The organism is Psychroserpens burtonensis DSM 12212 (assembly GCF_000425305.1).
Classification (GTDB): Bacteria; Bacteroidota; Bacteroidia; order Flavobacteriales; family Flavobacteriaceae; genus Psychroserpens; species Psychroserpens burtonensis.
Map to the genome: position 1 here is coordinate 1 of NZ_AUDE01000035.1, position 25692 is coordinate 25692.

26 protein-coding genes are annotated in these 25692 nt (G+C 33.6%); 14 read left to right on the forward strand and 12 right to left on the reverse strand.

The window, feature by feature from the left end; all coding sequences use genetic code 11:
* Both H593_RS19350 and H593_RS0114225 read left to right on the forward strand, forming a co-directional pair.
* The coding region (locus tag H593_RS19350; protein WP_037052477.1) for a T9SS type B sorting domain-containing protein at positions 1–366 on the forward strand (366 nt) is incomplete at its 5' end.
* Between the two features lie 6 nt (positions 367–372).
* Positions 373–1380, forward strand: a complete 1008-nt coding sequence (locus H593_RS0114225) for a PorP/SprF family type IX secretion system membrane protein (protein WP_028873049.1) — start codon at positions 373–375, stop codon at positions 1378–1380.
* A 102-nt stretch (positions 1381–1482) separates the two neighbouring features.
* Here the strand turns inward: H593_RS0114225 and H593_RS0114230 are convergent, their stop codons facing one another.
* The 3 genes from H593_RS0114230 to H593_RS0114240 form a co-directional block, all read right to left on the reverse strand.
* Positions 1483–2637: a vWA domain-containing protein gene (locus tag H593_RS0114230; protein ID WP_028873050.1), complete on the reverse strand. Its 1155-nt coding sequence runs from the start codon at positions 2635–2637 to the stop codon at positions 1483–1485.
* Positions 2638–2819: 182 nt separating this feature from the next.
* Complete coding sequence (locus tag H593_RS19355) at positions 2820–3305, reverse strand: rhodanese-like domain-containing protein (RefSeq protein WP_051229757.1); 486 nt, start codon at positions 3303–3305, stop codon at positions 2820–2822.
* A 94-nt stretch (positions 3306–3399) separates the two neighbouring features.
* Entirely contained in the window at positions 3400–4416 is a 1017-nt protein-coding gene (locus H593_RS0114240) for an SIMPL domain-containing protein (RefSeq protein WP_028873051.1), read from the reverse strand.
* Between the two features lie 323 nt (positions 4417–4739).
* On the opposite strand from H593_RS0114240, the gene H593_RS0114245 reads away from it, so the two are divergent.
* The 3 genes from H593_RS0114245 to H593_RS0114255 all read left to right on the forward strand — a co-directional run bounded on the left by H593_RS0114245 (position 4740) and on the right by H593_RS0114255 (position 8362).
* Positions 4740–6905: a tetratricopeptide repeat-containing sensor histidine kinase gene (locus H593_RS0114245; protein WP_028873052.1), complete on the forward strand. Its 2166-nt coding sequence runs from the start codon at positions 4740–4742 to the stop codon at positions 6903–6905.
* A 97-nt stretch (positions 6906–7002) separates the two neighbouring features.
* On the forward strand, positions 7003–7737 hold the full coding sequence (locus H593_RS0114250; RefSeq protein ID WP_028873053.1) for a LytR/AlgR family response regulator transcription factor: 735 nt from the start codon (positions 7003–7005) through the stop codon (positions 7735–7737).
* A gap of 109 nt (positions 7738–7846) precedes the next feature.
* Positions 7847–8362 carry a gamma carbonic anhydrase family protein gene (locus H593_RS0114255; protein WP_028873054.1) on the forward strand — a complete coding sequence of 172 codons (516 nt, stop codon included), beginning with the start codon at positions 7847–7849 and terminating at the stop codon, positions 8360–8362.
* A gap of 108 nt (positions 8363–8470) precedes the next feature.
* On the opposite strand, the gene murI is transcribed toward H593_RS0114255, so the two are convergent.
* From murI to H593_RS0114295, 8 genes are all read right to left on the reverse strand, one after another.
* Complete coding sequence (murI, locus tag H593_RS0114260) at positions 8471–9250, reverse strand: glutamate racemase (RefSeq protein WP_028873055.1); 780 nt, start codon at positions 9248–9250, stop codon at positions 8471–8473.
* 64 nt (positions 9251–9314) lie between these two features.
* Positions 9315–9824 carry an OmpH/Skp family outer membrane protein gene (locus H593_RS0114265; RefSeq protein ID WP_028873056.1) on the reverse strand — a complete coding sequence of 170 codons (510 nt, stop codon included), beginning with the start codon at positions 9822–9824 and terminating at the stop codon, positions 9315–9317.
* Between the two features lie 33 nt (positions 9825–9857).
* Positions 9858–10892, reverse strand: a complete 1035-nt coding sequence (locus H593_RS0114270; protein ID WP_037052486.1) for an OmpH/Skp family outer membrane protein — start codon at positions 10890–10892, stop codon at positions 9858–9860.
* A gap of 166 nt (positions 10893–11058) precedes the next feature.
* Positions 11059–13644, reverse strand: a complete 2586-nt coding sequence (locus H593_RS0114275) for a BamA/OMP85 family outer membrane protein (RefSeq protein ID WP_028873058.1) — start codon at positions 13642–13644, stop codon at positions 11059–11061.
* A complete protein-coding gene (locus H593_RS0114280; protein ID WP_028873059.1) occupies positions 13616–14356 on the reverse strand; it encodes an undecaprenyl pyrophosphate synthase in 741 nt (246 codons plus the stop codon). Before H593_RS0114280 ends, H593_RS0114275 begins: the two co-directional genes overlap by 29 nt.
* Positions 14357–15046, reverse strand: coding sequence for a type IX secretion system protein PorG (gene porG / locus H593_RS0114285; RefSeq protein ID WP_028873060.1), 690 nt, complete (start codon positions 15044–15046; stop codon positions 14357–14359). It lies immediately after the preceding gene.
* Positions 15047–15155: 109 nt separating this feature from the next.
* Complete coding sequence (locus H593_RS0114290; RefSeq protein WP_028873061.1) at positions 15156–16031, reverse strand: NAD kinase; 876 nt, start codon at positions 16029–16031, stop codon at positions 15156–15158.
* 2 nt (positions 16032–16033) lie between these two features.
* Complete coding sequence (locus H593_RS0114295; RefSeq protein WP_028873062.1) at positions 16034–16690, reverse strand: CBS domain-containing protein; 657 nt, start codon at positions 16688–16690, stop codon at positions 16034–16036.
* A gap of 90 nt (positions 16691–16780) precedes the next feature.
* On the opposite strand from H593_RS0114295, the gene H593_RS0114300 reads away from it, so the two are divergent.
* The 6 genes from H593_RS0114300 to clpX all read left to right on the forward strand — a co-directional run bounded on the left by H593_RS0114300 (position 16781) and on the right by clpX (position 22153).
* Positions 16781–17494 (forward strand): pyridoxine 5'-phosphate synthase, encoded by a 714-nt coding sequence (locus H593_RS0114300; protein WP_028873063.1) that lies wholly within the window; start codon positions 16781–16783, stop codon positions 17492–17494.
* 66 nt (positions 17495–17560) lie between these two features.
* A complete protein-coding gene (locus H593_RS0114305) occupies positions 17561–18334 on the forward strand; it encodes an alpha/beta fold hydrolase (protein ID WP_028873064.1) in 774 nt (257 codons plus the stop codon).
* A gap of 19 nt (positions 18335–18353) precedes the next feature.
* Positions 18354–18701 carry a phage holin family protein gene (locus H593_RS0114310; RefSeq protein ID WP_028873065.1) on the forward strand — a complete coding sequence of 116 codons (348 nt, stop codon included), beginning with the start codon at positions 18354–18356 and terminating at the stop codon, positions 18699–18701.
* 79 nt (positions 18702–18780) lie between these two features.
* Positions 18781–20103, forward strand: coding sequence for a trigger factor (gene tig / locus H593_RS0114315; RefSeq protein WP_028873066.1), 1323 nt, complete (start codon positions 18781–18783; stop codon positions 20101–20103).
* An 88-nt stretch (positions 20104–20191) separates the two neighbouring features.
* A complete protein-coding gene (gene clpP, locus H593_RS0114320) occupies positions 20192–20866 on the forward strand; it encodes an ATP-dependent Clp endopeptidase proteolytic subunit ClpP (protein WP_028873067.1) in 675 nt (224 codons plus the stop codon).
* Positions 20867–20917: 51 nt separating this feature from the next.
* Positions 20918–22153 (forward strand): ATP-dependent Clp protease ATP-binding subunit ClpX, encoded by a 1236-nt coding sequence (gene clpX / locus H593_RS0114325; RefSeq protein WP_028873068.1) that lies wholly within the window; start codon positions 20918–20920, stop codon positions 22151–22153.
* A 375-nt stretch (positions 22154–22528) separates the two neighbouring features.
* Here clpX and H593_RS0114330 read toward each other — a convergent pair whose 3' ends face one another.
* Positions 22529–24049, reverse strand: a complete 1521-nt coding sequence (locus tag H593_RS0114330; RefSeq protein ID WP_028873069.1) for a GH3 auxin-responsive promoter family protein — start codon at positions 24047–24049, stop codon at positions 22529–22531.
* A gap of 43 nt (positions 24050–24092) precedes the next feature.
* Here H593_RS0114330 and H593_RS0114335 point away from each other — a divergent pair, with 43 nt between their 5' ends.
* From H593_RS0114335 to H593_RS0114345, 3 genes are all read left to right on the forward strand, one after another.
* A complete protein-coding gene (locus H593_RS0114335) occupies positions 24093–24887 on the forward strand; it encodes a DUF2797 domain-containing protein (RefSeq protein WP_028873070.1) in 795 nt (264 codons plus the stop codon).
* A 73-nt stretch (positions 24888–24960) separates the two neighbouring features.
* Positions 24961–25194: a hypothetical protein gene (locus tag H593_RS0114340; protein ID WP_028873071.1), complete on the forward strand. Its 234-nt coding sequence runs from the start codon at positions 24961–24963 to the stop codon at positions 25192–25194.
* A gap of 295 nt (positions 25195–25489) precedes the next feature.
* Positions 25490–25692 (forward strand): ISAon1 family transposase N-terminal region protein (locus H593_RS0114345; protein WP_425414362.1); only part of this gene is annotated, 203 nt, incomplete at its 3' end.

Here is a 25692-nt window from a genome sequence, read left to right on the forward strand (position 1 = left end):
CAGGGGACTTTTGTAGACGTATCTCTAGGCGAACATGTTGTCACTGCGAGAGACAAGAATGGATGCGGAGAAGGGAGTGATACCGTTATTGTCATGGACTATCCAAAATTCTTCACACCAAATGGCGACGGTTATAATGACACATGGAACATTAGTGCAATAAATAGTCAACCAAACGCAAAAATTTATATATTTGACAGATACGGAAAATTACTCAAGCAACTCAGTCCAACAGGAGCAGGCTGGAATGGTACCTACAACGGTAACCAACTCCCAACAAGCGACTACTGGTTTGCAGTAGAGTACAATGAGCCTATTACAGGCGACCGTAAAGAATTTAAAGCCCATTTTACCCTGAAAAGATAAATCGATATGAATGTAAAAAAGTTTTGTTTAATAGCATGTTTAGCTCTGTTCAGCCAAATAGGAACAGCCCAAGAGGGATTACCCATTTATTCAGATTATTTAACTGATAATTATTATTTGATCCACCCTTCTATGGCTGGTGTAGCAAATTGTGCTAAAGTAAGATTAACTGCTCGTGCACAATGGTTTGGACAAGATGAAGCGCCTAACCTTCAAACTCTAAGTATTAATGGTAGAATTGGGGATTCTCCTTCTGCAATTGGTGCGATTGTTTATAACGACAAGAACGGATATCATTCACAAACGGGAGCGTATTTTACCTATGCGCATCATTTAATGTTTTCTCGAAATGAGATCGATTTAAATATGCTGTCATTTGGTTTAAGTGCTGGGTTTATTCAATATAAATTAGATGAAACTGAGTTTTTAGCTGATGGTTTTGATCCGATTATTGCTGGTGTGGAGCAAAGTGCAACTAATTTTAATGTGGATTTAGGATTCTCATATCACTTAATTGATTTTTATGCGCATGCTACTGTAAAAAATCTTTTAAGTAATGAAGGAATTAATTTTAACGAACAAGGTTTGAGTTACGAAAACTTAAGAACTTATATCTTTTCTGCAGGAAATACCTTTAGTAAATATAATAGCGATTGGAGTTTTGAACCATCTATGATGTTTATCTATAGAGATGCCACTGAAGAAGCATCAATTGATATCAATGCCAAAGCTTATAAAACGATGGACTTTGGTAAAGTTTGGGGAGGATTATCATACAGAAGAAGTTTAGATGGCGCTGAATTTTTAGACGGATCTGGTGTAAGTAGCCAGAAGCTACAATACTTCACACCGTTTGTAGGGGTTGATTATAACGACTTTGTATTTGCATACACATATTCATATCAAGCAAACTCGGTCGTATTTAATAATGGAGGGTTTCACCAAATAACCTTAGGATATAATTTTAATTGTAGAAGAGAGAAGTATGAGTGCAACTGTCCTGCAGTTAACTAAGAAAGAATTTATATTAAACAAAAGCGTCTCGATTTTAATCGAGACGCTTTTGTTTATTTCAAGGTCTAATGGCTGAGTAAAACACTAATTATAGGATACGTATTACCAAGAATAGTTCTTCTCTTTTGCTTGGGTTTTAATCGCCTTTATCATGGCGTTTTCTAAACCATTGTCATCTTGTTTTTGTTGCGTTTTCATAAACTGTCTGCGCTTTTCATTTAGATTTTGAATTTCTGTTTTAATACTTTCACGTTCTTTGCGTTTTTTTAAGATATAAGTCTTGATCTCTTTAGTACTTTTATCTTTTAATTCTACAGGTAATTCTGTCTCTTTTAACTCACTGTATTTAAAACTTTTATCTTTTTCAGCATCTACTAAATCCCAAGACGAGTTTTTGTAGAGATGAGAGCTTTTACTAACAGTTCTACTCACTGCATTTTCGTCACTATACCCTTGAGCATTATCATCTTGCTCAGCTTGAAGTTCCATTTTTTTTCGTCCGTTGTTACCATAAGCAACATATGTGCCATTTAATTTTTGATTTAGTTTCAAGATTTTATCATCATAAGGTGTCGCTACATATGTCGTTTCATGATTATGATTAATGGCCATATAATCTCCGTGAGCTAAATCTGCACCCTCTTTCCAAAACGACGAAATACCTTGATTATAGTCACCACAAAAAATGGTATTGACACTAACTCCATTGTTATGTGCTTGCTTTGCTGCATCTTGATAGCTTATTTTTCCTTGAGAAAAAGGTTCATTGCCTGCAATAAAGATAAGTTTCAAATCATCCTGGTTTTCTCCCCATTGTAGTTGGTTTAATGACGTTTGAATCACCTGTCCACAATATTCATTTCCGCCATTTGTAGTGAGAGAGAACAATTGTTTTGAGATTTCATCTAAATCATCGCTAAAAGCAATAACCTGTCTTATATAACCTTCTTCGGCATTGATGTTGTCATTACCATATTCATAAAGTGCAATGTTTAGATTTGGTTGCTCATCACCACATTTAGCATAAGATAACTCATTAACGATGTCCCAGAGTTGTGCTTTTGCTTGGTCGATTAAACCATCCATACTATTACTGGTGTCCAATAATAAAGCCACTTTAATAGATTGCTTATTCGGGTGAGGAGCTTTAGTTTCTATAAGCGCTAATTGTTTTTTATCTTTTTTATCATTCGCATTACAGGACATAAACCCAATCATACATAATAAGACTGCGAGTGTTTTAAAATTTGTGATCATGTGTTTGTTATTTATTGTTTTATTATTGTTAGATGGAATATCCAAATACTGTGTGCCGTTTTTTTGATCATTTGAGATAGAATGTTTCATTTTAATTATTTTTAATTGTTTTGATTTCTTGATTAAATAAAGTGCCTTCATATTCGATTCTTTGATTGGATAAGAAGATTAATTCGTCTAACTCATATATGTTTTTGTATCCATAGCCATATAAATTGATATAGGTTGGGATATTTAAAGCCAATTATAAGGTCTTTTTTTTCTTCTTTGGAAGGCGGAAGCCATAAGGTTTTGCTTATAAAATGAACCTCGTCACCATCAAAATTAGTATTGCAATATATTAAGTTAGTCATGTCGGTATCTGGAATGATCTTAGCCAAATTACTTTGAGAAAAGTCTAAAAAATTTAGATGTAGTGCTTCTTTAATATGCCTCTCGTTGCACATAGCTTTAGAGCGGGTGTCTAAAATAATCACGTTGGCATCTTTGCTTTTTTCAAAAAAGTCATCAAAACTAATTAGCCTGGTTTGTCTGCGATCTTTCACTTCGTTCACTAGTTTTTCAAAATTACTATAACTGACTTTAGCTTTCGGGTAGTCTAGCTTTTCAATTTCCGAAGTAGAACACCTTAGTAAGGTCATAAACGTTAATATAATTGCTGTTTTCATGTGGTCATATATATTGTTCCTCTAAGGTTACATGTTGTTCGCTAAAAGTCATTTATTTTAATATTATCAACATGCTCGTTTCATGAGAGTTATATTAATCGGTTTGTAATGCTTGGATATCTATGGTGCCGTTTGGAGACACCACATAGTATTTGTGTTTGATTTCGGTTTTAACTATAGGCTCTACCTTTGCTTCTTTAGGTTTCGGTGAATATTGTAATCGTATATTCATCCCAATTTGCACCACAGGCTCCAAAATTGACGGGTTTATTATCACATCATAATTTTCATATGACAGTGGTTGATAATAATACGAGGTTTGCTTTTTGACATTAGTAACTCCTTTTTTCTTGTTAATAGCTTCAAATGAAACACTGTTAAAGGCTTGATAGCTTTGATAAAAATCTTTAGGAAAATAGCAGTATTGGTCATCTGCAATAGCCACATTATAGTCTGCTAAATCAAAACCTAAAATCTTGTAATATGCTTTCTTCTCTTCAATGAGTTTTAATAGTTTTGTTTGTAGATTTTTATAGACTTCAGCAATATTCTCTATGTAGTAGTCCACTTTTACCAAATTGTAGATTTCATTTTTGGCGCAGGCGGTTAAAATGGTTTCAAACTGATTCGTTTTTATAAATTGAATGTGTAGGTTTTGCTGAAGCTCAAATCCGTTAGGAACTTCAGTATAGGTTTTACTAAATAGCTTTTTTTGTACTTCAATTTCGTAGTTAGGAACAAACGAAATCACATCAACAGCAAAATCTTCGTCTGTAATTCCAATTGTTTTTAACTGGCTTTTAATGGCATCAATTCTTTGATTGACTAAAAGGTTAGTACTGTCTGCTGTTGGTCCAATTTGAGAAATATTAAAAATAGCAGTATAGGTCGTGGCTCCAACATTTTGTAAAGCTTTGACATCTATGAAAACCTGATTACTAGGATTTAGAGTTTTATTGATTTGCTGCTGTACAGTTGGGTTGTAGATGGTGGCATTGCCAGAGTGTAATACATTCTGTCTAGAGATTTGATCATAATTCCCTTTATGTTGCGCACAAATGGATAAGGAGCAAGTAACAATTAGCAAGGCGCTAAGGACATAGTTTTTCATTATTTGATTGTTTTTGATTAACACTGTAAATCTATAAGCATCTTAATTTGAAAAAAAACAAGAATGAGTAAAGTGGTCGTTTGGTTTAGGTAAGTAGATTGGCAAATGAGTAAGACAGTATATTTTGAGTTTGAAATGGTCTATTAGGGATATCTTCCGTTTTATTTTATCAATTAAAGTATGTAAGTTTATTCCGTTAAATAATAATAGATATTCACTTTTGTGAGCATACAATGAAACGAGCATGCTAAAACGGTATTTTACCTAAAGGAATACTTGATAGCGAATAGCATGCAATTGTTAAAGGACAATACATATTAGACATGAAACGATTACTTACATATAGCTTTTTGATACTGCTGCTTTTTTCTTCTGGAACGATAACTGCGCAACAAGATGATAAGGCTTACGAGAAAAAGGTATCCCCTCTATATATCATTAGAGGCTCGGTTAGAGAAAGTAATACTTACAAGCCAATTTCAAAAGTGAATATTGAAGTTAATGGTGGTGCGTATACCATGACGAGTATTGATGGTGCTTTTATGATAAGAGCTAGAAAAGGAGATGAATTGGTGATTAGGCACAAAGATTTTGAAACCGTTTATTATACTATTATTGATGATGATCGTATTACCGTAGAAGTAGAACCAGCAACCAGACAAAAACAATCTAACTCAAAGTTTAAAGAAGATATTAATACGTTTAATGCTTTAGTTGATTCTATAATAAAATATAAAAAACAAGATGTTAGTAAGAGTATAGAATTTGCTGGAGAAGCCTTATCTCAAAGCACCTCACAGAAACAAAATGCAGAGGCTTATATGGTCTTAGCCGAAGTGTATATGTATTGGAAACAATATGATTTGGCAGTCACAAACTATAGAGTAAGTCTCCAAAATAAAGAATCTAACGAGGCGAAATTAGGATTGGCAAAAGCTTATGAACGCCATAAAAATTATCAAGAAAGTATCGATACTTATAAAGCCATAGATAAAAAGCAATTAAGTAATTATCAGTTGGTATCCTTATATGAAGGATTAGGTGATACTTATTTTAGTATCAAAAATTACGAATCTTCTATAAACGCGTATAAAAAAGGGCTTGAAATTGCTAATACCCATCTAATAAAACCGAAAGTTGTTGACCTCAATTCAAAAATAGCTCAGGCCTATAATAGTAATGGTCGTACTGAAAAAGCAGGACAGTTTTTTACTAACGCTCTTAATCTTGCTGAAAAAGGGTCTAAAAAACGTGCCTTAGAAGAAAAAGAAACGGTAGCAGAATTTAATAACCGCAATCGTAACTATTCCGAAGAAATTCAACTTAGAAAAGAAATTGTAGAGGATGTACAAGATGTAGAACGCGATTCTATCATTGAAAATGAAAGTGCGCTCACACTTCAAAAGCAGAATTATAAAATTGGAAATGCTTATTTCTTGCAAAAGGATTATGCAAATGCGATCCCTTATTTAGAAAAGAGTAGAGAAGAAGCAGATGCAAAAGGTGATTTGGTGGTGAAAAAAGATGCCACACGGAAACTCTCTGATGTCTATGTGGATGCTGGTGATTTTGAAAATGCACAATTAACTTTTGAAGCTTATAAACTAGTCGTTGATGAATTATATATACAGCGTGAGCAAGAGCTCTCTCAAGCCGATCGTTTTAGACGTAATATCGATGCACAACAAAATAGAATCACGAGTTTAGAAAGTGACCGACAGCTGAACTCTAGTCTGGCAAGTGAGCGCAGTAAAAATCAAGAATTAATTATTTATTCATTGATTGTAGGTTTGGTGTTATTGACCATTACAGCGTTTTTCATGTACAAATACATCAAGCAACAACGTTTAGCTAACAATTTATTGGCTTTACGATCTTTGCGTAGTCAAATGAATCCGCATTTTATTTTTAATGCCTTAAACTCGGTTAATAGCTTTATATCTAGTAATGATGAACGCACTGCGAATAAATATTTATCAGATTTTTCCCATTTAATGCGCGCAGTCTTAGAGAATAGCGAAGAAGATTTTATTCCGTTGCAAAAAGAAATTGAACTCTTAAATTTATATACCAAGCTGGAGCATTTTAGATTTCAGGATAAGTTTGATTATGATATCACGGTTGATGCAGATGTGGTGGTTGGTGAGTATCAAATTCCGCCAATGCTACTGCAACCTTATATTGAAAATGCGGTGTGGCATGGGTTGCGTTATAAGACTGAAAAAGGCCATCTACAAATCACCGTAGCTAAAAAGAGTGCTAACGAAATAACAATTACTGTAGCAGATGACGGAATTGGACGAACACGCTCTAAAGATTCAAAAACCGAAAATCAACTGAAGCAAAAATCGAAAGGAATGGGTAACATCAAAAAACGCGTGGCTATTCTCAACGATATGTATAAGGATAAGGTGGATGTGTCTATTGATGATAATTCTGCGGGAGAAGATTGTGGGACTAAGGTGGTGGTGACTTTAAAAAAGGATTAAAAAAGTGCTTAGTTTGAGTTTTTCTTATACTGTATAAAAGTAGAGGGAACTCTCTGATTTTGCGAGATAATTAATTAAGAATGAAAAGAAATTTACTATGAAACTAAAATCAATAATCGTAGAAGACGAAGAAACAAGCAGAAAAATTTTAAGGAATTATCTCAATAAGTATTGTCCAGATGTAGATATATTAGGAGAAGCTGCTAATGTAGAAGAGGCTTTAATTTTAATTAGGAACACAGAACTAGACTTAGTATTTCTAGACGTAGAGATGCCTTATGGTAATGCGTTTGATTTGTTAGACAAGGTAGGAGATATTAATTTTGAAACAGTCTTTGTGACTGCTTACAATCATTATGCGATAGATGCCTTAAATGCGCATGCTTCATATTATTTAATGAAACCTATTTCTATAGATGAATTGATTAAAGCCGTAGATTATGTGACTGAGATTAGAGCCAAAGAAGATGCACTACAAGATCAAGTTTTGGTGCCAAAAATGAATACCGTACATGGTAAAATTACCATCCCACAACAAAACGGATTTGAAGTTTTACAAACTTCAGATATCATGTATTGCAAGGCAGATGATAATTACACAGAAATCTATCTCAACACTAATAAAAAGAAACTCGTAAGTAAAACATTAAAGTATTTTGAAGATGCACTTTCCAAAAGCGGCTTTGCAAGAGTGCATAAAAGCTATCTGGTCAATGTTAATGAAGTAACTAAATACATTAAAGGTAAAGGTGGTAGCGTGGTATTGAGCAACGGAAAAGAAATTATTGTATCAGCATCTAAGAAATCGGATTTGTTGTCTTATTTCAAGTAATACAGTCCTACGAAGGTAGGAGTCTCATAGTAGTTAAGCCAAAACATAGTCTAATCAAAAGGGAAATCTCACAACATTATAAGAGATTCATTTTTTCAAAAGAAAATATATGCCAATCATAAAATCAGTAAAAGGAAAACATCCACAAATTTCAGACGATTGTTATATCGCTGAGAATGCAACTATCGTTGGCGAAGTTTTCGTAGGAAAACAATGTAGTATATGGTTTAATGCCGTTGTTCGAGGCGATGTGCATTTTATTAAAATAGGAGATAAGGTTAATATACAAGATGGTGCAGTCATTCATGCGACTTATCAAAAATCACCTACAACTATTGGTAATAATGTCTCTATTGGTCACAACGCGATAGTTCACGGCTGCACCATTCACGATAATGTTCTTATTGGTATGGGAAGCATAATAATGGATGATTGTATTATAGAAAGCAACAGTATTATTGCAGCAGGCGCAGTGCTAACTAAAAACACTATTGTAGCGTCTGGAAGTATTTACGCAGGAGTTCCAGCTAAAAAAGTCAAGGATATAAGTCAAGAATTAGTTTCTGGCGAGATCAATCGCATTGCCGATAATTATGTAGCCTATTCTAGTTGGTTTAAAGAATAGTTAAAAAGAGGATACAGGGAGTAACGAAGACTCTTTTTATAAGTTGAGATTCTTCAGCTTCATTTCCTTTTCAATGGTAAAATAAATTTTCTTCGGAAATATGAATTCTCAAAAGTCTAACGCGTTCGCCGTAAACTTATGTTCTAAAATCGCTTTCAAGACAGTTACATTTCCGTTGGAATAAAAAACATTTTCAGTGTTTTGAGACCTAATATTAAGAAGTTCGTGTTGTCTTAAAACAGCTTTGGTTTGCCTGGCAACTGCCAAACCAGAATCAATAATTTTAATGTGCTTAGGAAGCATCTCCAGTAATAAGGGAATTAAATAGGGGTAGTGCGTACAACCTAAAACCAGATAATCAATGTCTGCTTTAAGCATTGGTTTTAGATAATTGTCTAATAATGATCTCATGTCATCACTATTTGTTTTCCCTTCTTCTATCAATTCAACAATACCTTCTCCTATCTGCTCAAACACATTAATTCCATTGGTGTAAAGATCGGTAGTGTTATGGAATAATTCGCTACTCAAAGTGCCTTTAGTAGCAAGAATGCCTACTGTTTTCGTTTGAGTATTAAGTGCAGCAGGTTTGATAGCAGGTTCAATACCAATAAACGGAACGTTATAAGTTTCTCTAAGTATTTTAATAGCGTTAGTAGTTGCAGTATTACAAGCCACAACAATAAGTTTGCAGTTTTTTTCTAATAGTAACTCCGTATTTTTGATACTTAAAGCAATAATTTCCTTTTTTGACTTATTACCATAAGGAGCATTTTTGCTATCTGCTAAGTAAATTGTGTTCTCATGGGGTAATAGCGCATGGATTTCCTTGAAAATGGATGTGCCTCCAATTCCAGAATCAAAAATACCTATGGCGCGATTACTCATGTAACAAAAATAAAAAAGCCACTCGTTTAAAAGTGGCTTCCTTGTGATTTATTTTAGATTTTTATTAGAAGCCTAATTGCTTCTTTACATCTGCTAAAAGATCTTTTCCATCTGCAACTAATACACCACCACCTTGAGTAGAGTCCAATACATACTGGAAACCTTGAGCTTTAGCTACTGTTTGAATTGCAGTTTTAGCTTTTTCAAAGATTGGCTTTAATAGGGCTGCTTCTTTTTTACCAAGATCTTCTTGGGCGCCTGCTTGATACTCACGAATGCTTTGTTCCATTTGTTGAACTTCTTGAGCACGTTTAGTGTTTTCTTCTTCAGTCTTAGTTTCAACCTCAGATCTGTACTGTGTTACTTTGTTTTGAAGCTCAGTAACCATCGTTTTATAATCGGCATCGTAAGTTTTAGATAATCTTTCAATTTCTGCTTGAGCTTTTTTCATATCAGGCATAGATTGTACTAACTCTGTAGTGTTGATATGAGCAATTTTATTTTGTGCTGTTACAAGATTTGTTGTTCCAACAAATAGTATAGTTGCTAATAAAAGTGTTTTTAAGTGTTTCATTTTTAAATTTGTTACGTGTTATAATTATTATTTTTAGTTATCGTTGGGAACGGAGTCATTTTCTGTTGCTTTCGCCTCTCGTTCTTCTTTTGCTTTTTTTCTGGCTTCTATTATTTTTTGTTTTCTTTCTTCAAGTGCTTTTTTGCGTTCTTCTCGATCTTTTAATTTTTGTTGTCTCTTTTCTTCTGCTATTTGGACTGGTGTCTTTGTTCCTGTGCTTGCTTTAGCTTGAGTTGAATCTTGTTTTTTAGTGTTCTCGCTTTTTTCTGCTATTGGTACTGTTTTACCACTCATACTATCTCTTTCTGCCTTAGCTTTTGCTCTGTCGTCTAATATGTTTTGACGTTTTGTAGCAGCAGCGGCTTTAAGAGAATCTCTTCGCTTTAATTGCGCTTCTTGACGTTTGGCTATTGCTGTTTCGCGAGCTGTTTTTTTATCTTCGATAGCTTGGTTGCGTTCATCTAATTCCTTGTTCACAACAGGTACTACATCTTCTTTTTCCGCTTTTTTCCGTTCAGATCTTGAATTTGCTTGTGTACGTTTAGAGGATCTAGTAATGCTTCTAATAATAAGTTCACTAAGATCAAAACGTTCTGCTGAATACAACATCACAACGTCTGCAGATTTATCAAAAATGAAATCATATTTTTTACCACCTGCAATTTCTTGAACAGCAGAAAAAATTTGATCTTGTATAGGTTGAATCAACTGTTTCTTTTGAATCATCAAATCTCCATTTGGTCCAAATCGCTTTTGCTGATAATCTAAGACCTCTGCTTCTTCAAAAGAGATGTCCTCTAAACGCTCTTCATATAACTCTTTTGTTAATAGAACACTTTCACTATTTAGTTGTTTCTTTTTAGAATCAATTGTATTGAGACGTTGCTCAATTTCTGTTTTCCATTGTTGAACTTTAGATTCTAACTGAGAGTTCGCTTCTTGATATTCTGGAATATTCTCTAAGATATATTCAGTATCTATATAACCTATTCGAACACCACGTTGTGCATGGGAAACAAAGCTCATTAGACTTATTATGGCCACTAAAAAAAGAACTTTACTTTTCATCTGTATAATTTTATTATTTATGATAATTGCTATAAACTTTAAAACGACAGACTAAATTACGATTCTGTCATTGCGTTTAGTTTTTCAAATTAACGAAATATATTTAGAAAAATTTTAACACACACATTAAATCGTCATATTGTTCATAGAAAATATCATGCCAAGATTAAAATTGCTGTCCAATAATGAAGTGGATTTCTTGACCGTTCCTTTGAGTTTGTCCTGGTAGAGCGTCAAATCCATAACCAAAATCAATACCTAATAAACCAAAAGCTGGCATAAAGATTCTAAGTCCAACACCTGCAGATCGATTAAGATTAAAAGGATCATAATCTCTAAAGTTATCAAATGAAGCACCTGCTTCTGCGAAAGCTAAACCATAAATTTTAGCTTGTGCTCCTAACGTAATTGGGTAACGTAACTCCATTGAGAATTTATTGTAAATCGAACCACCATCTTGAGAAGATAATGCTTGATTTGGGTATCCACGTAGTTGAATAATTTCTCTACCATCTAATGCAAAGTTACCTAAACCGTCACCTCCAAGGAAGAAACGTTCAAAAGGGATAACACCTCTGTCTTGATTATAAGCACCAAGGAAACCAAATTCTAAACCAGATTTAATAACTAATTTGTCCCAAATTCTCGTATACCAATCTCCTTTTAATTTTACTTTATAGAACTCCAGCCAATTAAAGCGCTCTTGATCAATTTCACCAATCCTAGTTAAATCATCTGCATTTGTAGGGTCAAGTGCGTCTCGCTCATTCTTCAGGCCTTCATAATCGACATTATTAAATAATGAGTATGGTAATGATAGTTTACCGGTAATGGCAAAACTAGATCCTCCTGTTGGATAAATTGGATCTACAGATAAGTTGTTTCTAGATAATCCAATTGTATAAGATAGATTATTTGAATACCCATCTCCAAATGTAAATAGACCAGTGTTATAATTTTTTAAGTTATAGTGTTGGATACCTATTGATTGAGATAACGTAAAATAATCATCTGGAACTTTCAACCGCTTAGCAATACCTATAGAGACACCTGTAATATTAAATCGTCTGTCTTTATCTGCTCGTCTGGTCTGAGGATCAAATAAAAACTGTCTTGTATGTGAAATAGACGTTGATAATTGTACAGGACGTTTGCCTCCTAACCAAGGTTCAGAGAATGAAAAGCTGTAAGTTTGAAAAAATTGAGACGCTTGTAAACGAAGCGCTAAACTTTGTCCATCACCAGATGGTATAGGCTTATAAGCCTCTTTATTAAAAAGATCTTTTATAGCAAAGTTGTTAAATGATAATCCTAAAGTTCCAATGAAACCTCCTCCACCATAACCACCTTGTAGTTCAATCTGGCTAGAGCCACGTTCTACAACTTCGTAGTCAATATCAACAGTACCATCCTGTGTATTGAAGTTTTTCATATTAGGTGTTAATTGCTGGGCGTCAAAGAATCCTAATTGACCGAGCTCTCTAATGGTTCTAATAACATCACTTTTACGATATAACGTTCCTGGCTTTGTCCTTAGTTCTCTGTAAACAACATGGTCATTTGTTTTATCATTTCCACTAACGCTTACATTATTGAAATATGCTGGTTTTCCTTCGGAAATTCTAATTTCCATATCAATAATATTACCCTCGGCACTAGTTTCTACTGGGTTTATAGTAGAGAATAAATAACCATTATCTTGATATAAGTTAGTAATATCTACAGCATCAGGTTTAGATTCGTCAGCAATACGCTTACGCAACTCAACACCATTATATGTAGATCCTTCTTGGATTTTTAAAATCGAGTGAAGTTGCTGATCGGTAAATACAGCATTACCTACAAATTTAATTTTACCAAATTTGTATTGTTCACCTTCTTCCAAATCAATTAATAGGCTTATCGTCTTGTCATTTTTGTAAACGATAGAATCTCCAATAATTCGAGCATCACGATAACCATTTTCTTTATAGGTGTCAATAAGGCTTATTAAATCCTCTTTGTAATCCTCTTTGATATATTTTGAACGTTTAAGAATACGAAACAGATTTTTCTGTTTCGTATTCTTCATTGATTTCCTGAGTTTTTTGTCAGAAACCTTTTCATTACCATTAAAACTGATATTAGCAATTTTCACTTTCTGTCCTTTGTCAATAAAAACAAGCATATCTACTCTTGCTTTTTCAATTGAATCTGTGCTTAGTTCTTTAGTTGTTACTACTGTCTTAGCATTTAAGAAACCTTGTTTTTTGTATTTATTAGAAATATAATTACGGGTAGTAGTTACTAAGTTCTCTGTTACTTTTGTGCCTTTAGAAAGGTCATTTTCCGTAATTAAGCCATCAATTTTACCTTTTTTAACACCTTTAATGGTGACTTTATTTAATTCAGGGAGGTCAACAAGGTTAATCTCCAAGTATGCTTTTTCACCATCTGTTTTGGCCAGATAAACATCGATACTACTAAATAAATTAGAGTCCCAAAGTTTTTTTATAGCATTACTAATTTGTTCTCCCGGAATAACAATCTCCTCTCCAATTTTTAGCCTTGAAAAAGAGATAACTGTAGAAGGGTTAAAATTAGTATTACCAGTAACTTTAACCTCTTCTAAGATGTATTTTTTACCTTGATTAAAATCTGATTTTTGTGCAGTTACTACAAACGATGTAATAAAAATAAATACTGTAAGTAGTGACTTAATATATGTTTTCAAAAGTAAGTTGTTAGCTAAGTTGTTCACTTGTTTTTCCAAATCGTCGTTCTCTTTTTTGATAATTAATCAAAGCTTCATAAAGGTCCTTCTTCTTAAAATCAGGCCAAAGAATGTCTGTAAAATATAATTCAGCATAAGCAATTTGCCATAGCAAAAAGTTGCTTATTCTTTGTTCACCACTCGTCCTAATTAAGAGGTCAACATCTGGTAAATTTTGCGTGTAAAGATGCTTATTAATAATTGATTCGTCAATACTTTCAATAGAAATTATATTATTTTTAACTTTATCCGTTAATTCTTTGATAACGTTGACAATCTCTTCTCTTGAACCATAGCTAAGCGCTAAAGTTAAGGTCATATGTTTATTGTCTTTTGTTTTTTCAATAACCTCTAACAATTCTTTATGAGCTTTTTTTGGTAAATCGTTAAGATTTCCAATAGCAGATAATTTTATGTTATTATTTTGGAGTGTTTTAATTTCTTTTTTTAAAGATTTGACTAAAAGTTTCATAAGTGTTTGAACTTCTAGTTTTGGGCGTTTCCAGTTTTCCGTAGAAAACGCATAAAGCGTTAAGTATTTGATACCAATTTCAGCACTAGCTTCAACGATATCTCTGACAGACTTTGTTCCGCTTTCATGACCAATAACTCTAAGCAGCCCTTGTTGTTTTGCCCAACGACCATTACCATCCATTATGATAGCAACATGTCTTGGTAATTTATTGATTTGTATTTGGTCTTTCAAGTTCATCTAAAAGTTGCAATAACAAGGTCGTTGACCAAATGTGTACGTTAATGTAAAACCTGAGAAGACATACCAGTCATTACTGTTAGTGTTGCCAAAGGAAAATGCATCTAATTCTTTAGAATCTGCCACACTACCATCCAATTCATCTGAAAATGTGTATCGTGCACCAACCTCAAATCCTAAAATTAGATGCTTAGTAATATTAGATTTTATACCTAAAGCCATTGGTATACCAAAAGCCCAGCTATCTGTTCCTTCAGAAGTATAATTACCCGTAGCGTCAAAATAGTAGTTCGTGTGCTTTGCAGTGCTTATTCCAGAGTACATATAAGGTACTGCTTTTATTCCACTTGTATGTAAATCAAAATCCCAAAATGTATATTCCATTCCTGCTGAGAGTTCTAGTAGATTACTATCAAAAGAGTAATTTCTTGCCTTTCGTCTAGGATCGTCAGACTTGCTGTCTTCCCCTACGAGATCTGAGTAAATTAGTGAAACTCTCCAAGAGTGTCTGCGGCTTCTGTTCCATTTTAAAATCACTCCTAGTGCAGGCGCATTTGGTGCAATATAAGATGTAGAACCAACGTCTCCAATAAGATTACTTCCACCAGCAAAGACTCCAACCTCATAGATTTGTGAGTAGCTCGTCTGTGATAAAAATAGGCCCAATAAAAATAAGATTAAATACCTCATAAATTTTTAAAAGTTCGCAAATATAATAATTCTGAATTGCCTTTGGTGATTTGAGGCAAATAGTCTTTCTAAAAACAGAATATATAAGGTTTTATTGCGTGTTTAATACTTAATTACGTTTATCCTCACCCCAAAGCATTTTTTGTCTTAAGGTGTCAATAAAGCTTTCATTAAAGAGTTCCACCATTTTTATTTTAAAATTTGCTTTTTTGATGGTTATCAGTGTCGCGTTAGACAAGGTTACAATTCTAGAATCTAAAGACATCAAGTATTGGTTTTCACGACCATCAACTCTTAATTGTATTGTTGTGTCATCTGGAATCACCAATGGTCTTGCGTTTAAATTATGAGGTGCAATAGGTGTTAATACAAAACTGTTAGCATCTGGCGTTATTACGGGTCCACCGCAACTCAAGGAGTAACCTGTAGATCCTGTTGGTGTAGATGCTATAAGTCCATCAGCCCAATAAGAAGTTAAATACTCATCATTGAGATGCGTTTCTACGGTAATCATCGACGTCGTGTTTTTTCTGCTTACGGCAATCTCGTTAAGCGCAAAGTTAGTTTCGGCTAAAGCATCATTTTTTGGATTGGTCTCAACTCTTAATAAGGTACGTTCAGATATTTTATAATGACCATGTAATATATGTTCAATTGCAGTTTCAATCTTATCGGTTTGAATTGTTGCTAAAAACCCTAATCGTCCTGTATTGATTCCAACAATTGGGATGGAAAAATCTTTTACAAAGGTAATGGCTCTCAAGATAGTGCCATCACCACCAACACTTATAAGGAGATCAAAACTTTCGTCTAATTCTGAAAACGTCTGGATAGAATCTATTTTTTTTACTTCGGAAACAAGTTGCTCATAAAATTTAGCTTCAATATGAATATCAACCTTGTTTTTCTGAAGAACACCAATTAATTCATCAAAACACTCTGAAGTTTTTTCTGGATAATAAAGACTGTAAACGGCTACCTTCATAATTATATGTCTAAATATTTTTTGAGATACTCAGATCGTTCCTTCAAATTTTCTATATAGGTGTCCTCTTCATGACCAGAAATGATATTGTAGCTATAACGTCTAAATGTCTGTGCCACGTTGTTAAGTCCTGCATTGCCAATTTTTAGCGTGATTTGTATCAAGTCATTGTCCATTTTAGATACAAAAGCACCTAATATTTTGGCGTCATTAGATTCTACTATCTGACTAATTTCACTAAAAGAATAATCGTTAATGCCTTTCTCTACAATTAAAATACCGCCAGGTTCAGCAAAAAAAGGCGTTTCATTAAACAGCCCTATAATATCACCAAGCTCATAGTATCCTAAATAATTATTATGCTTATCAAGAACAGGCATAATGTTGCATGAGTTTTGAGCAAATGTTTCAAGGACGTCAAGCCAATTAGTTTCTGGTCTAACGAAAAAGCCTTCTATAGAATAGTTGCAGTCGGCAATAGTTTTTTTTGACTCAAAGCAATGTGCGTCATTTTCTGAAATACAGCCTTGATAAACGCCATCTTTTTCTACAGGAATATGAGAATACGTCAACTCATTAAAGAGGAGTTTTGCATCGCTAACCTTCTCGTTAATATTGAGCGGTTTTATATCGTTTATGATGTATTCTTGTAGTGGCATATTCTTGTTTAATTCTATTGCAAATTAATTAAAAATAACCACAATAAGCATGAAGTTGTTTGTATTTTTGTATCTGTAAATTATGAATATATGACTAAGTTAAGTGTAAATATTAATAAGATTGCTACGTTAAGAAATTCTCGAGGTGGTAACACACCAAACGTAGTGCAGTTTGCTAAAGATGTGCAGCGTTTTGGAGCACAAGGTGTTACTGTTCATCCTAGGCCAGATGAGAGACATATTCGTTATCAAGATACGCGAGATTTAAAGTCAGAAGTTTATACAGAGTTTAATGTAGAAGGGAACCCTGTAAAATCATTTATGGATTTAGTTCTAGAGGTGAAACCAACGCAAGTGACTTTGGTGCCAGATGCAGTGGATGCTTTAACGTCAAATGCTGGTTGGGACACTATAAAAAATAAGGCTTTTTTGACTGAAGTTATAACTGAGTTTAAATCTCACGGAATACGTACCTCAATATTTGTAGATCCCGTTTTAGAAATGATAGAAGGTGCCAAAATAATAGGAGCAGATCGTGTAGAACTATATACCGAAAGTTTCGCTCATCAATATAGTTTAGGAAACGAAAAAGCAATTAAGCCGTTTACTAAAGCTGCAGAATTATCAAACGAGTTAGGTATTGGTGTTAATGCAGGACATGACTTATCTTTAGATAATATCAAGTTTTTTAAAGAAAATATTCCTGGATTATTAGAAGTATCTATTGGTCATGCTTTAATTTCAGAAAGTTTGTACTTAGGGATTGAAAATGTAGTACAGATGTATTTGCAACGACTAAAATAATTAAATCTTTTGTTGTCATTTCGAACACTCGTGAGAAATCTCATTATTAAGGCTATAAATTAAAGTATGACATTACACTCTCAAATAATAGGACAAGGCAAGCCATTCATTATCCTCCATGGATTTTTAGGGATGAGTGATAATTGGAAAACATTAGGGAGCAAATTCAGTGAAGCGGGTTTTGAAATGCATCTTGTAGATCAACGTAATCATGGTAGGAGTTTCCACGATGCTGACTTTAGCTATGAAGTTTTAGCTGAAGATTTAAAAGCCTATTGTGACGAACATAACCTGGAAGATATTATTCTTTTAGGTCATTCTATGGGTGGAAAAACAGCAATGCTTTTCGCTACAGAATATCCGGAAATGGTATCTAAATTATTGGTAGCAGATATTAGTCCGCGTTTTTACCCAGTCCATCATGATTCTATTTTGGAGGGTTTATCTGCTTTAGATTTTTCTGAAGTAAAAAGTAGAGGAGAAGCAGATCAGCAATTATCAAAATACGTTCAAGAACAAGGAACGCGAATGTTCTTGCTTAAAAATTTATACTGGATAGAAAAAGGGCAGCTTGCATTACGTATGAATCTTGAGATTTTAAAAGATCATGTTTCTGAAGTTGGAGAAGCCTTGCCTATCCATTCAAAATTTGAAAAGCCCACCTTGTTTTTGCGAGGTGATAGAAGTGAATATGTGATGGCAGGAGATGAAAAACTCATAAAGCAACACTTTCCGCTTGCAGAAATAGAAACTATAAGCAACGCAGGACATTGGTTGCATGCCGAAAATCCAACAGATTTTTATGAGGCTGTGATTAAATTTATTACTTTAAAGGACTAATCAATTAAATCTTATAAATATGAACTTATTAATCAGACTTATCGTTACTGCAGGAATTGTAATGTTTTTAGCGCATTTTCTGCCAGGTGCAGAAGTGACCGGTTTTGTCGCTGCACTTATTGTCGCCATTGTATTAGGACTACTCAACTTTATTGTGAAACCTATTCTTGTTATTTTAACGATTCCAATTACGATTGTGACGTTGGGATTATTTCTATTCGTTATCAATGCGTGTATCATTATGTTAGCAGATAACTTTATTGATGGTTTTGGAGTTAATGGTTTCTGGATAGCCTTACTGTTTAGTATCTTATTATCCATCTGTCAATCTATTGCGTATTCCCTTTTGGAGGATAAGAAAAAATAGTCTGATATACAGCAGTTAAACAATTGTTGAGTTGCAAAAAAATACGTATTTTTGCAGCCCAATTTTGATATGATTTAAAATGAACGTCACAAGAGAAAACATCGATGCATTAAATGCAGTTGTAAAAGTAGATATCGCTAAAGAAGATTATAGCGATCAAGTAGAGAAAATATTAACAGATTACCGTAAAACTGCTAACATACCTGGTTTTAGAAAAGGACATGTGCCAATGACTATGGTAAAAAAGCAATATGGTAAAGCTGTATTAGTAGATGAGGTTAACAAGCTTTTACAAGATGCTTTAGGCAACTATTTAACTGAAGAGAAATTAGATGTTTTAGGTAACCCGTTGCCAAAACCTCAAGATGATTTAGATTGGGGATCAGATAATTTTTCTTTTGAATTTGAATTAGGTCTAGCACCTAATTTTGAAGTGAACTTAAAAAGTAAAAAAGCCATCACACATTTCAATATCGTAGCCGATAAAAAAATGATTGATGATCAAATAGTGAATATTAGAAAACAATATGGCAAAATAATTTCACAAAAGGAAGTTTCTAAAGACTCAGAGATAACAGGAGTTTTTGAAAACGAAGAGAAAGCAATTAATAACGCTACCAGGATTACCTTAGATAAATTCAAAGGTAAAGCAACAGAGAAGCAGTTTATAGGCGCGAAGGTTGGTGATGTCGTGACATTAAAAACGAAGAAGTTATTTAATGATGATCATGATGTAATGAACTTTTTAAAAGTATCTCATGATGATGCACATGGTTTGGATATAGAAGTTAATTTTACAATTAGTGAAATCAACACAAGAGAATTAGCAGATTTAGATCAAGCGTTATTTGATAAACTCTTTGGTAAAGATACAGTGACATCAGTAACAGAATTGAAAGATAAGATCAAAGAAGATTCTGAAAAGCAATTTTTACAACAAGGCGATCAAAAACTATTAAATGATGTTACAGAAAATTTAGTAGAAAATACAAAATTTGACTTACCAGCGTCATTCTTACAAAAATGGATGCGAACGGCAGGTGAGACAGAAATGGATGCAGATCAAGCTAAAGAAGAGTACGAAAAGTCAGAAAAAAGCATGCGTTATCAATTAATTGAAGGTAAATTAATTGAGAAGCACGATTTACAAGTTAAATTTGAAGATTTACAAGCTCATGCTAAAGAAATGATTAAAGTGCAAATGGCACAATTTGGTCAAATGAATTCTAGTGATGAAGAATTAGACGGCATTGCAGCAAGAATTTTATCTAATAAAGATGAAGTGAAGCGTTTGTCTGAACAATTAATGAGTGCTAAACTGTTAAACCTATACAAAACAGAGGCTAACTTAAAGACAAAAGAAATAACTTACGATGATTTCGTAAAAGAGTTCTACAGCTAAAATTATATATATAATTACTATATTTGAGCGTAGAACTATATAAGTTTTACGCTTTTTTGTTTCACAATAAAATTTCAGAAAAAGAGATATGGATTACGGAAAAGAATTTGAAAAATTCGCAATAAAAGACCAAGGGATAAGCAGCATGTATTACAATAAAATTGTGAGTAGCATGTACCCTACCAATATGACACCATACATTATTGAAGAACGTCAGTTAAATATTTCTCAACTAGATGTATTCTCACGTTTAATGATGGATCGTATTATTTTCATGGGCACAGCAATTAATGATCAAATTGCAAATATTATACAAGCACAACTGCTGTTTTTAGAAAGTGCAGATGCCTCTAAGGACATTCAAATTTATATTAACTCTCCGGGAGGAAGTGTTTATGCAGGTTTAGGTATCTATGATACAATGCAATTAATTAAGCCAGATGTCGCAACGATTTGTACAGGAATGGCAGCTTCTATGGGAGCAGTATTATTATGTGCAGGAGAAAAAGGAAAGCGCAGTGGCCTAACACATTCGCGTGTGATGATTCACCAACCTTTAGGAGGAGCTCAAGGTCAGGCAAGTGATATTGAGATTACAGCACGTGAAATCTTAATCCTTAAAGAAGAATTGTACAATATTATTAGTAAGCATTCAGGGCAAGATTACGACAAAATCTATGATGATAGTGATCGTGATTATTGGATGAAAGCAGATAAAGCTAAAGAGTACGGTATGATAGACGAAGTCCTATCAAGAGGATAAAATTAAATACGCTTAATTTTTTTTCGGAAATATTAAGTTTTAAAATGATGTATGGCAAAGGAAGAATTAGAATGTTCGTTTTGTGGAAGGAAGAAGCCCGAAACCAGTTTATTAATAGCAGGTTTAGACGCTCATATTTGTGATCGTTGTATAGAACAAGCGCATGGTATTGTTATAGAAGAATCTAAGCAGTCTGGTAATGAAGAATTATCTTCAGAATTAATGCTTAAAAAACCACAGCAGATAAAAGCGTTTCTTGATGAATATATTATTGGTCAAGAATATACAAAAAGAGTAATGTCTGTTGCAGTTTATAACCATTACAAACGTTTATTGCAACCACCAAGTGAAGATGATATTGAAATTCAAAAATCAAATATTATCATGGTCGGTGAGACAGGTACAGGTAAAACCTTAATGGCAAAAACAGTCGCTAGGATGTTAAATGTGCCACTCGCTATTGTTGATGCAACAGTATTGACTGAAGCAGGATATGTAGGAGAAGATGTAGAAAGTATTTTAACGCGTTTACTGCAGGCTGCAGATTACAATTTAGAAAAGGCAGAAAAAGGAATCGTTTTTATTGATGAGATTGATAAAATTGCCCGTAAGAGTGATAATCCATCTATTACTAGAGATGTTTCTGGTGAAGGCGTGCAACAAGCCTTATTGAAACTATTGGAAGGAACGGTTGTTAACGTGCCACCAAAAGGAGGACGAAAACATCCAGACCAAAAATTTATAGAAGTTAATACAGAACATATTTTATTTATTGCTGGAGGAGCGTTTGATGGTATCGATAAAAAGATTTCTAAACGTTTAAATATGGCAGCCATTGGTTATAAAGCAGCGTCTAACGATGATGAAATGCCAGATGCAGATAATTTGTTGCAGTATATCATACCAAAAGATTTAAAAGATTTTGGATTGATACCAGAAATCATTGGTCGTCTTCCTGTGTTAACATACATGGATCCTTTAGATGCTGATACATTGAGAGCAATTTTAACCGAACCTAAGAACGCCATAATTAAGCAATATAAAAAGCTCTTTTCTATGGATGACGTAGACATGACTATAACGGAAGGTGCATTAGATTTTATAGTTACTAAGGCTATTGAGTACAAGTTAGGAGCAAGAGGTTTACGTTCACTTTGTGAAGAGATTTTAACAGATGCTATGTTTGAAATGCCAAGCAATAATGATGATAAATTGAATGTAACAAGATCGTATGCCGAACGTAAATTATCTAAATCAACAATCAAAAAGTTGAAAGCTGTGTCTTAGATTTTTTATTTAAAATAAAAAAGTTTAGATAAGTTCTAAGCAAAAAGAAACCACTCTTTTCCCGAGAGTGGTTTTTTTATTGGATTTAATAACTAATATTGCTTAACAATATTTTGAATTCTTTAAGTCTAATTTAAATCTTATGATGAGCGATTAAATACGCTTATATGGATAAGACTTCGTAAATATAAGTGCATTAGTTTCATAAAAAAAATGGTTTTAACCACTTTTGGATGAATGCTAGTTTATTCTCGTTGTGTGGGAAAATACCTTGTTGTTTATCGGATTTATTTTATAAACCACTATTTTTTATGCGCAGAAACTATAGTCTAAGCCAATTTTCAAAAGAATTAGTAATCGTTATTACAGAAAAAACTATGACACTGTATTCAATTGTAATAATTCATCAAGATATTCTCTGCTATTAGACAGTCTTGGTATTTTGTGTTGTCCTCCTAGCTTGTCATGATACTTTAGCCAATCATAGAATAAGCGCTCTCTAGCAATGTGAACTGTTGGCATATTTAAAGTCATATTATTAAGACGCTTAGCTTCATAATCTGAATTTAGTGATTTGAGTGTAGTATCTAATAATTCATTAAAAGCCTTGATATCGTTTGGAGGTGTTTTGAATTCTATTAGCCATTCGTGTGATCCTTTATCTCTGCCTTTCATAAAAATAGGAGCAGCAGTGTAGTCTACAATTTCAGATTGCGTGCAATTACAAACCTCTCTAAGGGCATCTTCGGCATTTTCAATAATTAACTCCTCACCAAATGCGTTAATATGGTGTTTGGTGCGACCAGATACTTTAATGCGATAGGGGCTAATAGAGGTAAACCTAATAGTGTCTCCAATTTTATAACGCCAAAGTCCTGCGTTAGTCGTAATTATCACTGCGTAATTTTTGCCAACTTTAACATCGCTTAAAGGAATGACCCTTTGCTCTAAAGTTCCATATGTATCCATTGGGATAAACTCATAAAAGATACCATAATCCAGCATAAGTAATAATTCACTGCTACTATTTTGGTCTTGGATGGCAAAAAATCCTTCCGAAGCATTATAAATTTCATAGTATCTAAAATCAGATTTTGGTAAAATCGCATTGTATTGATCTACATAGGGCACAAAACTGACACCACCATGAAAATAAACTTCTAGATTTGGCCAGATATCAAACAAGCTATCTTTTCCTGTAGCATCCAATACATTATTAAGTAAAACAAGCATCCATGAAGGTACGCCAGCTAAACTGGTGACATTTTCATCTCGGGTCTCTTCAACAATGGCTTGCATTTTATGTTCCCAATCACTCATTAGGGATACTTTGCTACTGGGTGTACTGCTATACTCAGCCCAAAATGGCATGTTGTCAATTAAAATAGCAGACAAGTCTCCAAAGGCTGTTCCATTTTCTTTATAGAGTTCTTTGCTTCCACCTAAGCGTAAACTTTTACCTGTGAATAATTGTGAGTCTTGATTATTATTAAGATACATACATAGTAAATCTTTACTTGCTGCATAGTGGCAATCTTCTAAAGACTCTGTGCTTACTGGTATAAATTTACTTTTAGCATTCGTTGTTCCGCTAGATTTTGCGAACCATTTTATTGGATTTGGCCAAAAGATATTGTGTTCACCTTGGCGAGAGCGTCCTATTACATTTTGATACTCTTCATAACTAGAAATAGGGACACGCTCAGAAAAGGTTTTGTAATTGGTAATGGTACTGAATTCGTGCTTTCTACCAATTTCAGTATCCTTTGCAGTCGCTAGGAGTTGAAAAAGTAATTCGTTCTGGACTTCATTTGGGTATTTTAAAAACAATTCAATTTGATGAAATCGCTTTTTTAAAAACCATGAAGCAATAGAATTTACTAACGGAATCGGCATTTTTGTTTTATCTTTCTGGTCTAAAAATAATACTTTTTTTTATATGTTTTACCAAGGTGTTTTAACAAAGATGCAAACGGAGTTTGCTGAGCCTATTCAATATTATTTGATCTTAGAAAATGACTTCCTGAATATGAATCAGTTACTCGATAAAACCATCACAATGGAGTTCGTAAAACACCAGTGTTTAAAATGTGGATTAGAGAAGCCTATTTATCGTCAAGGCTTCTGTAAAGATGATTTTTTCGATATTCCTCAAGCTGGTGATTGGATTATGAGACCAGAACTTAGCACCGCACATTTAGATATAGAAGATCGTGATTTAGAATATGAAAAGAAAGTGCAGTTGCAACCACATATTGTGTATTTGGCCAATTCTAGCAATGTTAAAGTTGGTGTTACCAGAAAAGGGCAAGTACCTACCCGATGGATAGATCAAGGAGCTCATGAAGCCATTGAAATTGTAGAGGCGCCTAATCGTTATCTTGCCGGAATTACAGAAGTCGCATTAAAAAATTACGTTGCAGATAAAACTAATTGGCGTAAAATGCTGAAGAACGATATTGAGGATGAAAGTTTAACAGAATGGAGAGATCGTTTAAAAGGCTATATTCCCGAAGAAGCTTTAGAATATTTTATTGCTTCTAATAAAGAAACGAATATTATATTTCCTGTAAATAAATATCCTGAAAAGCCTAAAAGTCTAAACATTGAGAAGGAGCAAAGTTATACTGGTAAGCTCGTTGGGATTAAAGGTCAATACCTCATTTTTGAAGATGATAGAGTCTTTAATGTGCGAAGTAATGAAGGTTTGGTGGTTAGATTTTCTGTGGCATAACTATTAACATCATTTTATAAGTGTTAATTTTTTTAAATATTTGATATTTAGTATCTTGTAAATAAAAAGCGTTATGAAAATTCCTGTCATGTTCTATGTGGCGCTAACCACATTTCTCTTAGTTTTAGTAACCGCTTTAGTAGGTCTAAATACGCCACTTAATTGGGTGTTTTATCTGACTTGCATTGGTCAAGTATTTCTTCTAATTATGGTTTATAAGGTTTTAAAGGATAATTACTCCACGACAAAAACTTTTGATGATTTTTATGAAGATCATCCTATTGGTGAGTATGAGAATTATAGGTAATACTTTTTCAATATTGGTTGGTGGTCACTTGTTATGTAGTATGGCTAAAAAGTTTGTATAAGAGATGTCTTGTTGTTGCAGTTAAGTAAAAAATATGCTAGAAAGTCTACTGTTTATATCTCTAATTTTGGTTGGATGATTTTTTTATGCCGCCTAGACTTTTTATGGATCATTCCTAAAAGTTGTGTTTGATAATTAAAAATAGATTCCGATTTTTGTTAAAAAGAGTATTTTGGACAACTATCAAGAACTGCTTAAGCTTATTCTTCCTGAATTTTTAATAACCCACTTCGATTTGATTAGCCATACCAAGAAAGATGAAGTAATGCATCTTTATTTTGAAGAACGCAATAGCGCCCCTAAAGAAGAAACTTCCCGAGAATTAATTGCACATGGGTTCCATAAACAAGCCACTATCCAAGACTTTCCATTAAGAGGTAATACCGTCTATTTGCATGTTAAACGACGTAGATGGTTAGATAAAACCACTAAAGAAGT

Coding starts and splice junctions, on each gene's coding strand:
- H593_RS19355 (WP_051229757.1), bottom strand. CDS start 3,305: ATGAAAACAGCAATTATATTAACGTTTATGACCTTACTAAGGTGTTCT.
- H593_RS0114310 (WP_028873065.1), top strand. CDS start 18,354: ATGAACTTATTAATCAGACTTATCGTTACTGCAGGAATTGTAATGTTT.
- H593_RS0114245 (WP_028873052.1), top strand. CDS start 4,740: ATGAAACGATTACTTACATATAGCTTTTTGATACTGCTGCTTTTTTCT.
- H593_RS0114240 (WP_028873051.1), bottom strand. CDS start 4,416: ATGAAAAACTATGTCCTTAGCGCCTTGCTAATTGTTACTTGCTCCTTA.
- clpP (WP_028873067.1), top strand. CDS start 20,192: ATGGATTACGGAAAAGAATTTGAAAAATTCGCAATAAAAGACCAAGGG.
- H593_RS0114265 (WP_028873056.1), bottom strand. CDS start 9,824: ATGAAACACTTAAAAACACTTTTATTAGCAACTATACTATTTGTTGGA.
- H593_RS0114330 (WP_028873069.1), bottom strand. CDS start 24,049: ATGCCGATTCCGTTAGTAAATTCTATTGCTTCATGGTTTTTAAAAAAG.
- tig (WP_028873066.1), top strand. CDS start 18,781: ATGAACGTCACAAGAGAAAACATCGATGCATTAAATGCAGTTGTAAAA.
- H593_RS0114280 (WP_028873059.1), bottom strand. CDS start 14,356: ATGAACTTGAAAGACCAAATACAAATCAATAAATTACCAAGACATGTT.
- porG (WP_028873060.1), bottom strand. CDS start 15,046: ATGAGGTATTTAATCTTATTTTTATTGGGCCTATTTTTATCACAGACG.
- H593_RS0114340 (WP_028873071.1), top strand. CDS start 24,961: ATGAAAATTCCTGTCATGTTCTATGTGGCGCTAACCACATTTCTCTTA.
- H593_RS0114335 (WP_028873070.1), top strand. CDS start 24,093: ATGTTTTACCAAGGTGTTTTAACAAAGATGCAAACGGAGTTTGCTGAG.
- H593_RS0114255 (WP_028873054.1), top strand. CDS start 7,847: ATGCCAATCATAAAATCAGTAAAAGGAAAACATCCACAAATTTCAGAC.
- H593_RS0114250 (WP_028873053.1), top strand. CDS start 7,003: ATGAAACTAAAATCAATAATCGTAGAAGACGAAGAAACAAGCAGAAAA.
- H593_RS0114305 (WP_028873064.1), top strand. CDS start 17,561: ATGACATTACACTCTCAAATAATAGGACAAGGCAAGCCATTCATTATC.
- H593_RS0114230 (WP_028873050.1), bottom strand. CDS start 2,637: ATGATCACAAATTTTAAAACACTCGCAGTCTTATTATGTATGATTGGG.
- H593_RS0114225 (WP_028873049.1), top strand. CDS start 373: ATGAATGTAAAAAAGTTTTGTTTAATAGCATGTTTAGCTCTGTTCAGC.
- H593_RS0114270 (WP_037052486.1), bottom strand. CDS start 10,892: ATGAAAAGTAAAGTTCTTTTTTTAGTGGCCATAATAAGTCTAATGAGC.
- murI (WP_028873055.1), bottom strand. CDS start 9,250: ATGAGTAATCGCGCCATAGGTATTTTTGATTCTGGAATTGGAGGCACA.
- clpX (WP_028873068.1), top strand. CDS start 20,918: ATGGCAAAGGAAGAATTAGAATGTTCGTTTTGTGGAAGGAAGAAGCCC.
- H593_RS0114290 (WP_028873061.1), bottom strand. CDS start 16,031: ATGAAGGTAGCCGTTTACAGTCTTTATTATCCAGAAAAAACTTCAGAG.
- H593_RS0114300 (WP_028873063.1), top strand. CDS start 16,781: ATGACTAAGTTAAGTGTAAATATTAATAAGATTGCTACGTTAAGAAAT.
- H593_RS0114295 (WP_028873062.1), bottom strand. CDS start 16,690: ATGCCACTACAAGAATACATCATAAACGATATAAAACCGCTCAATATT.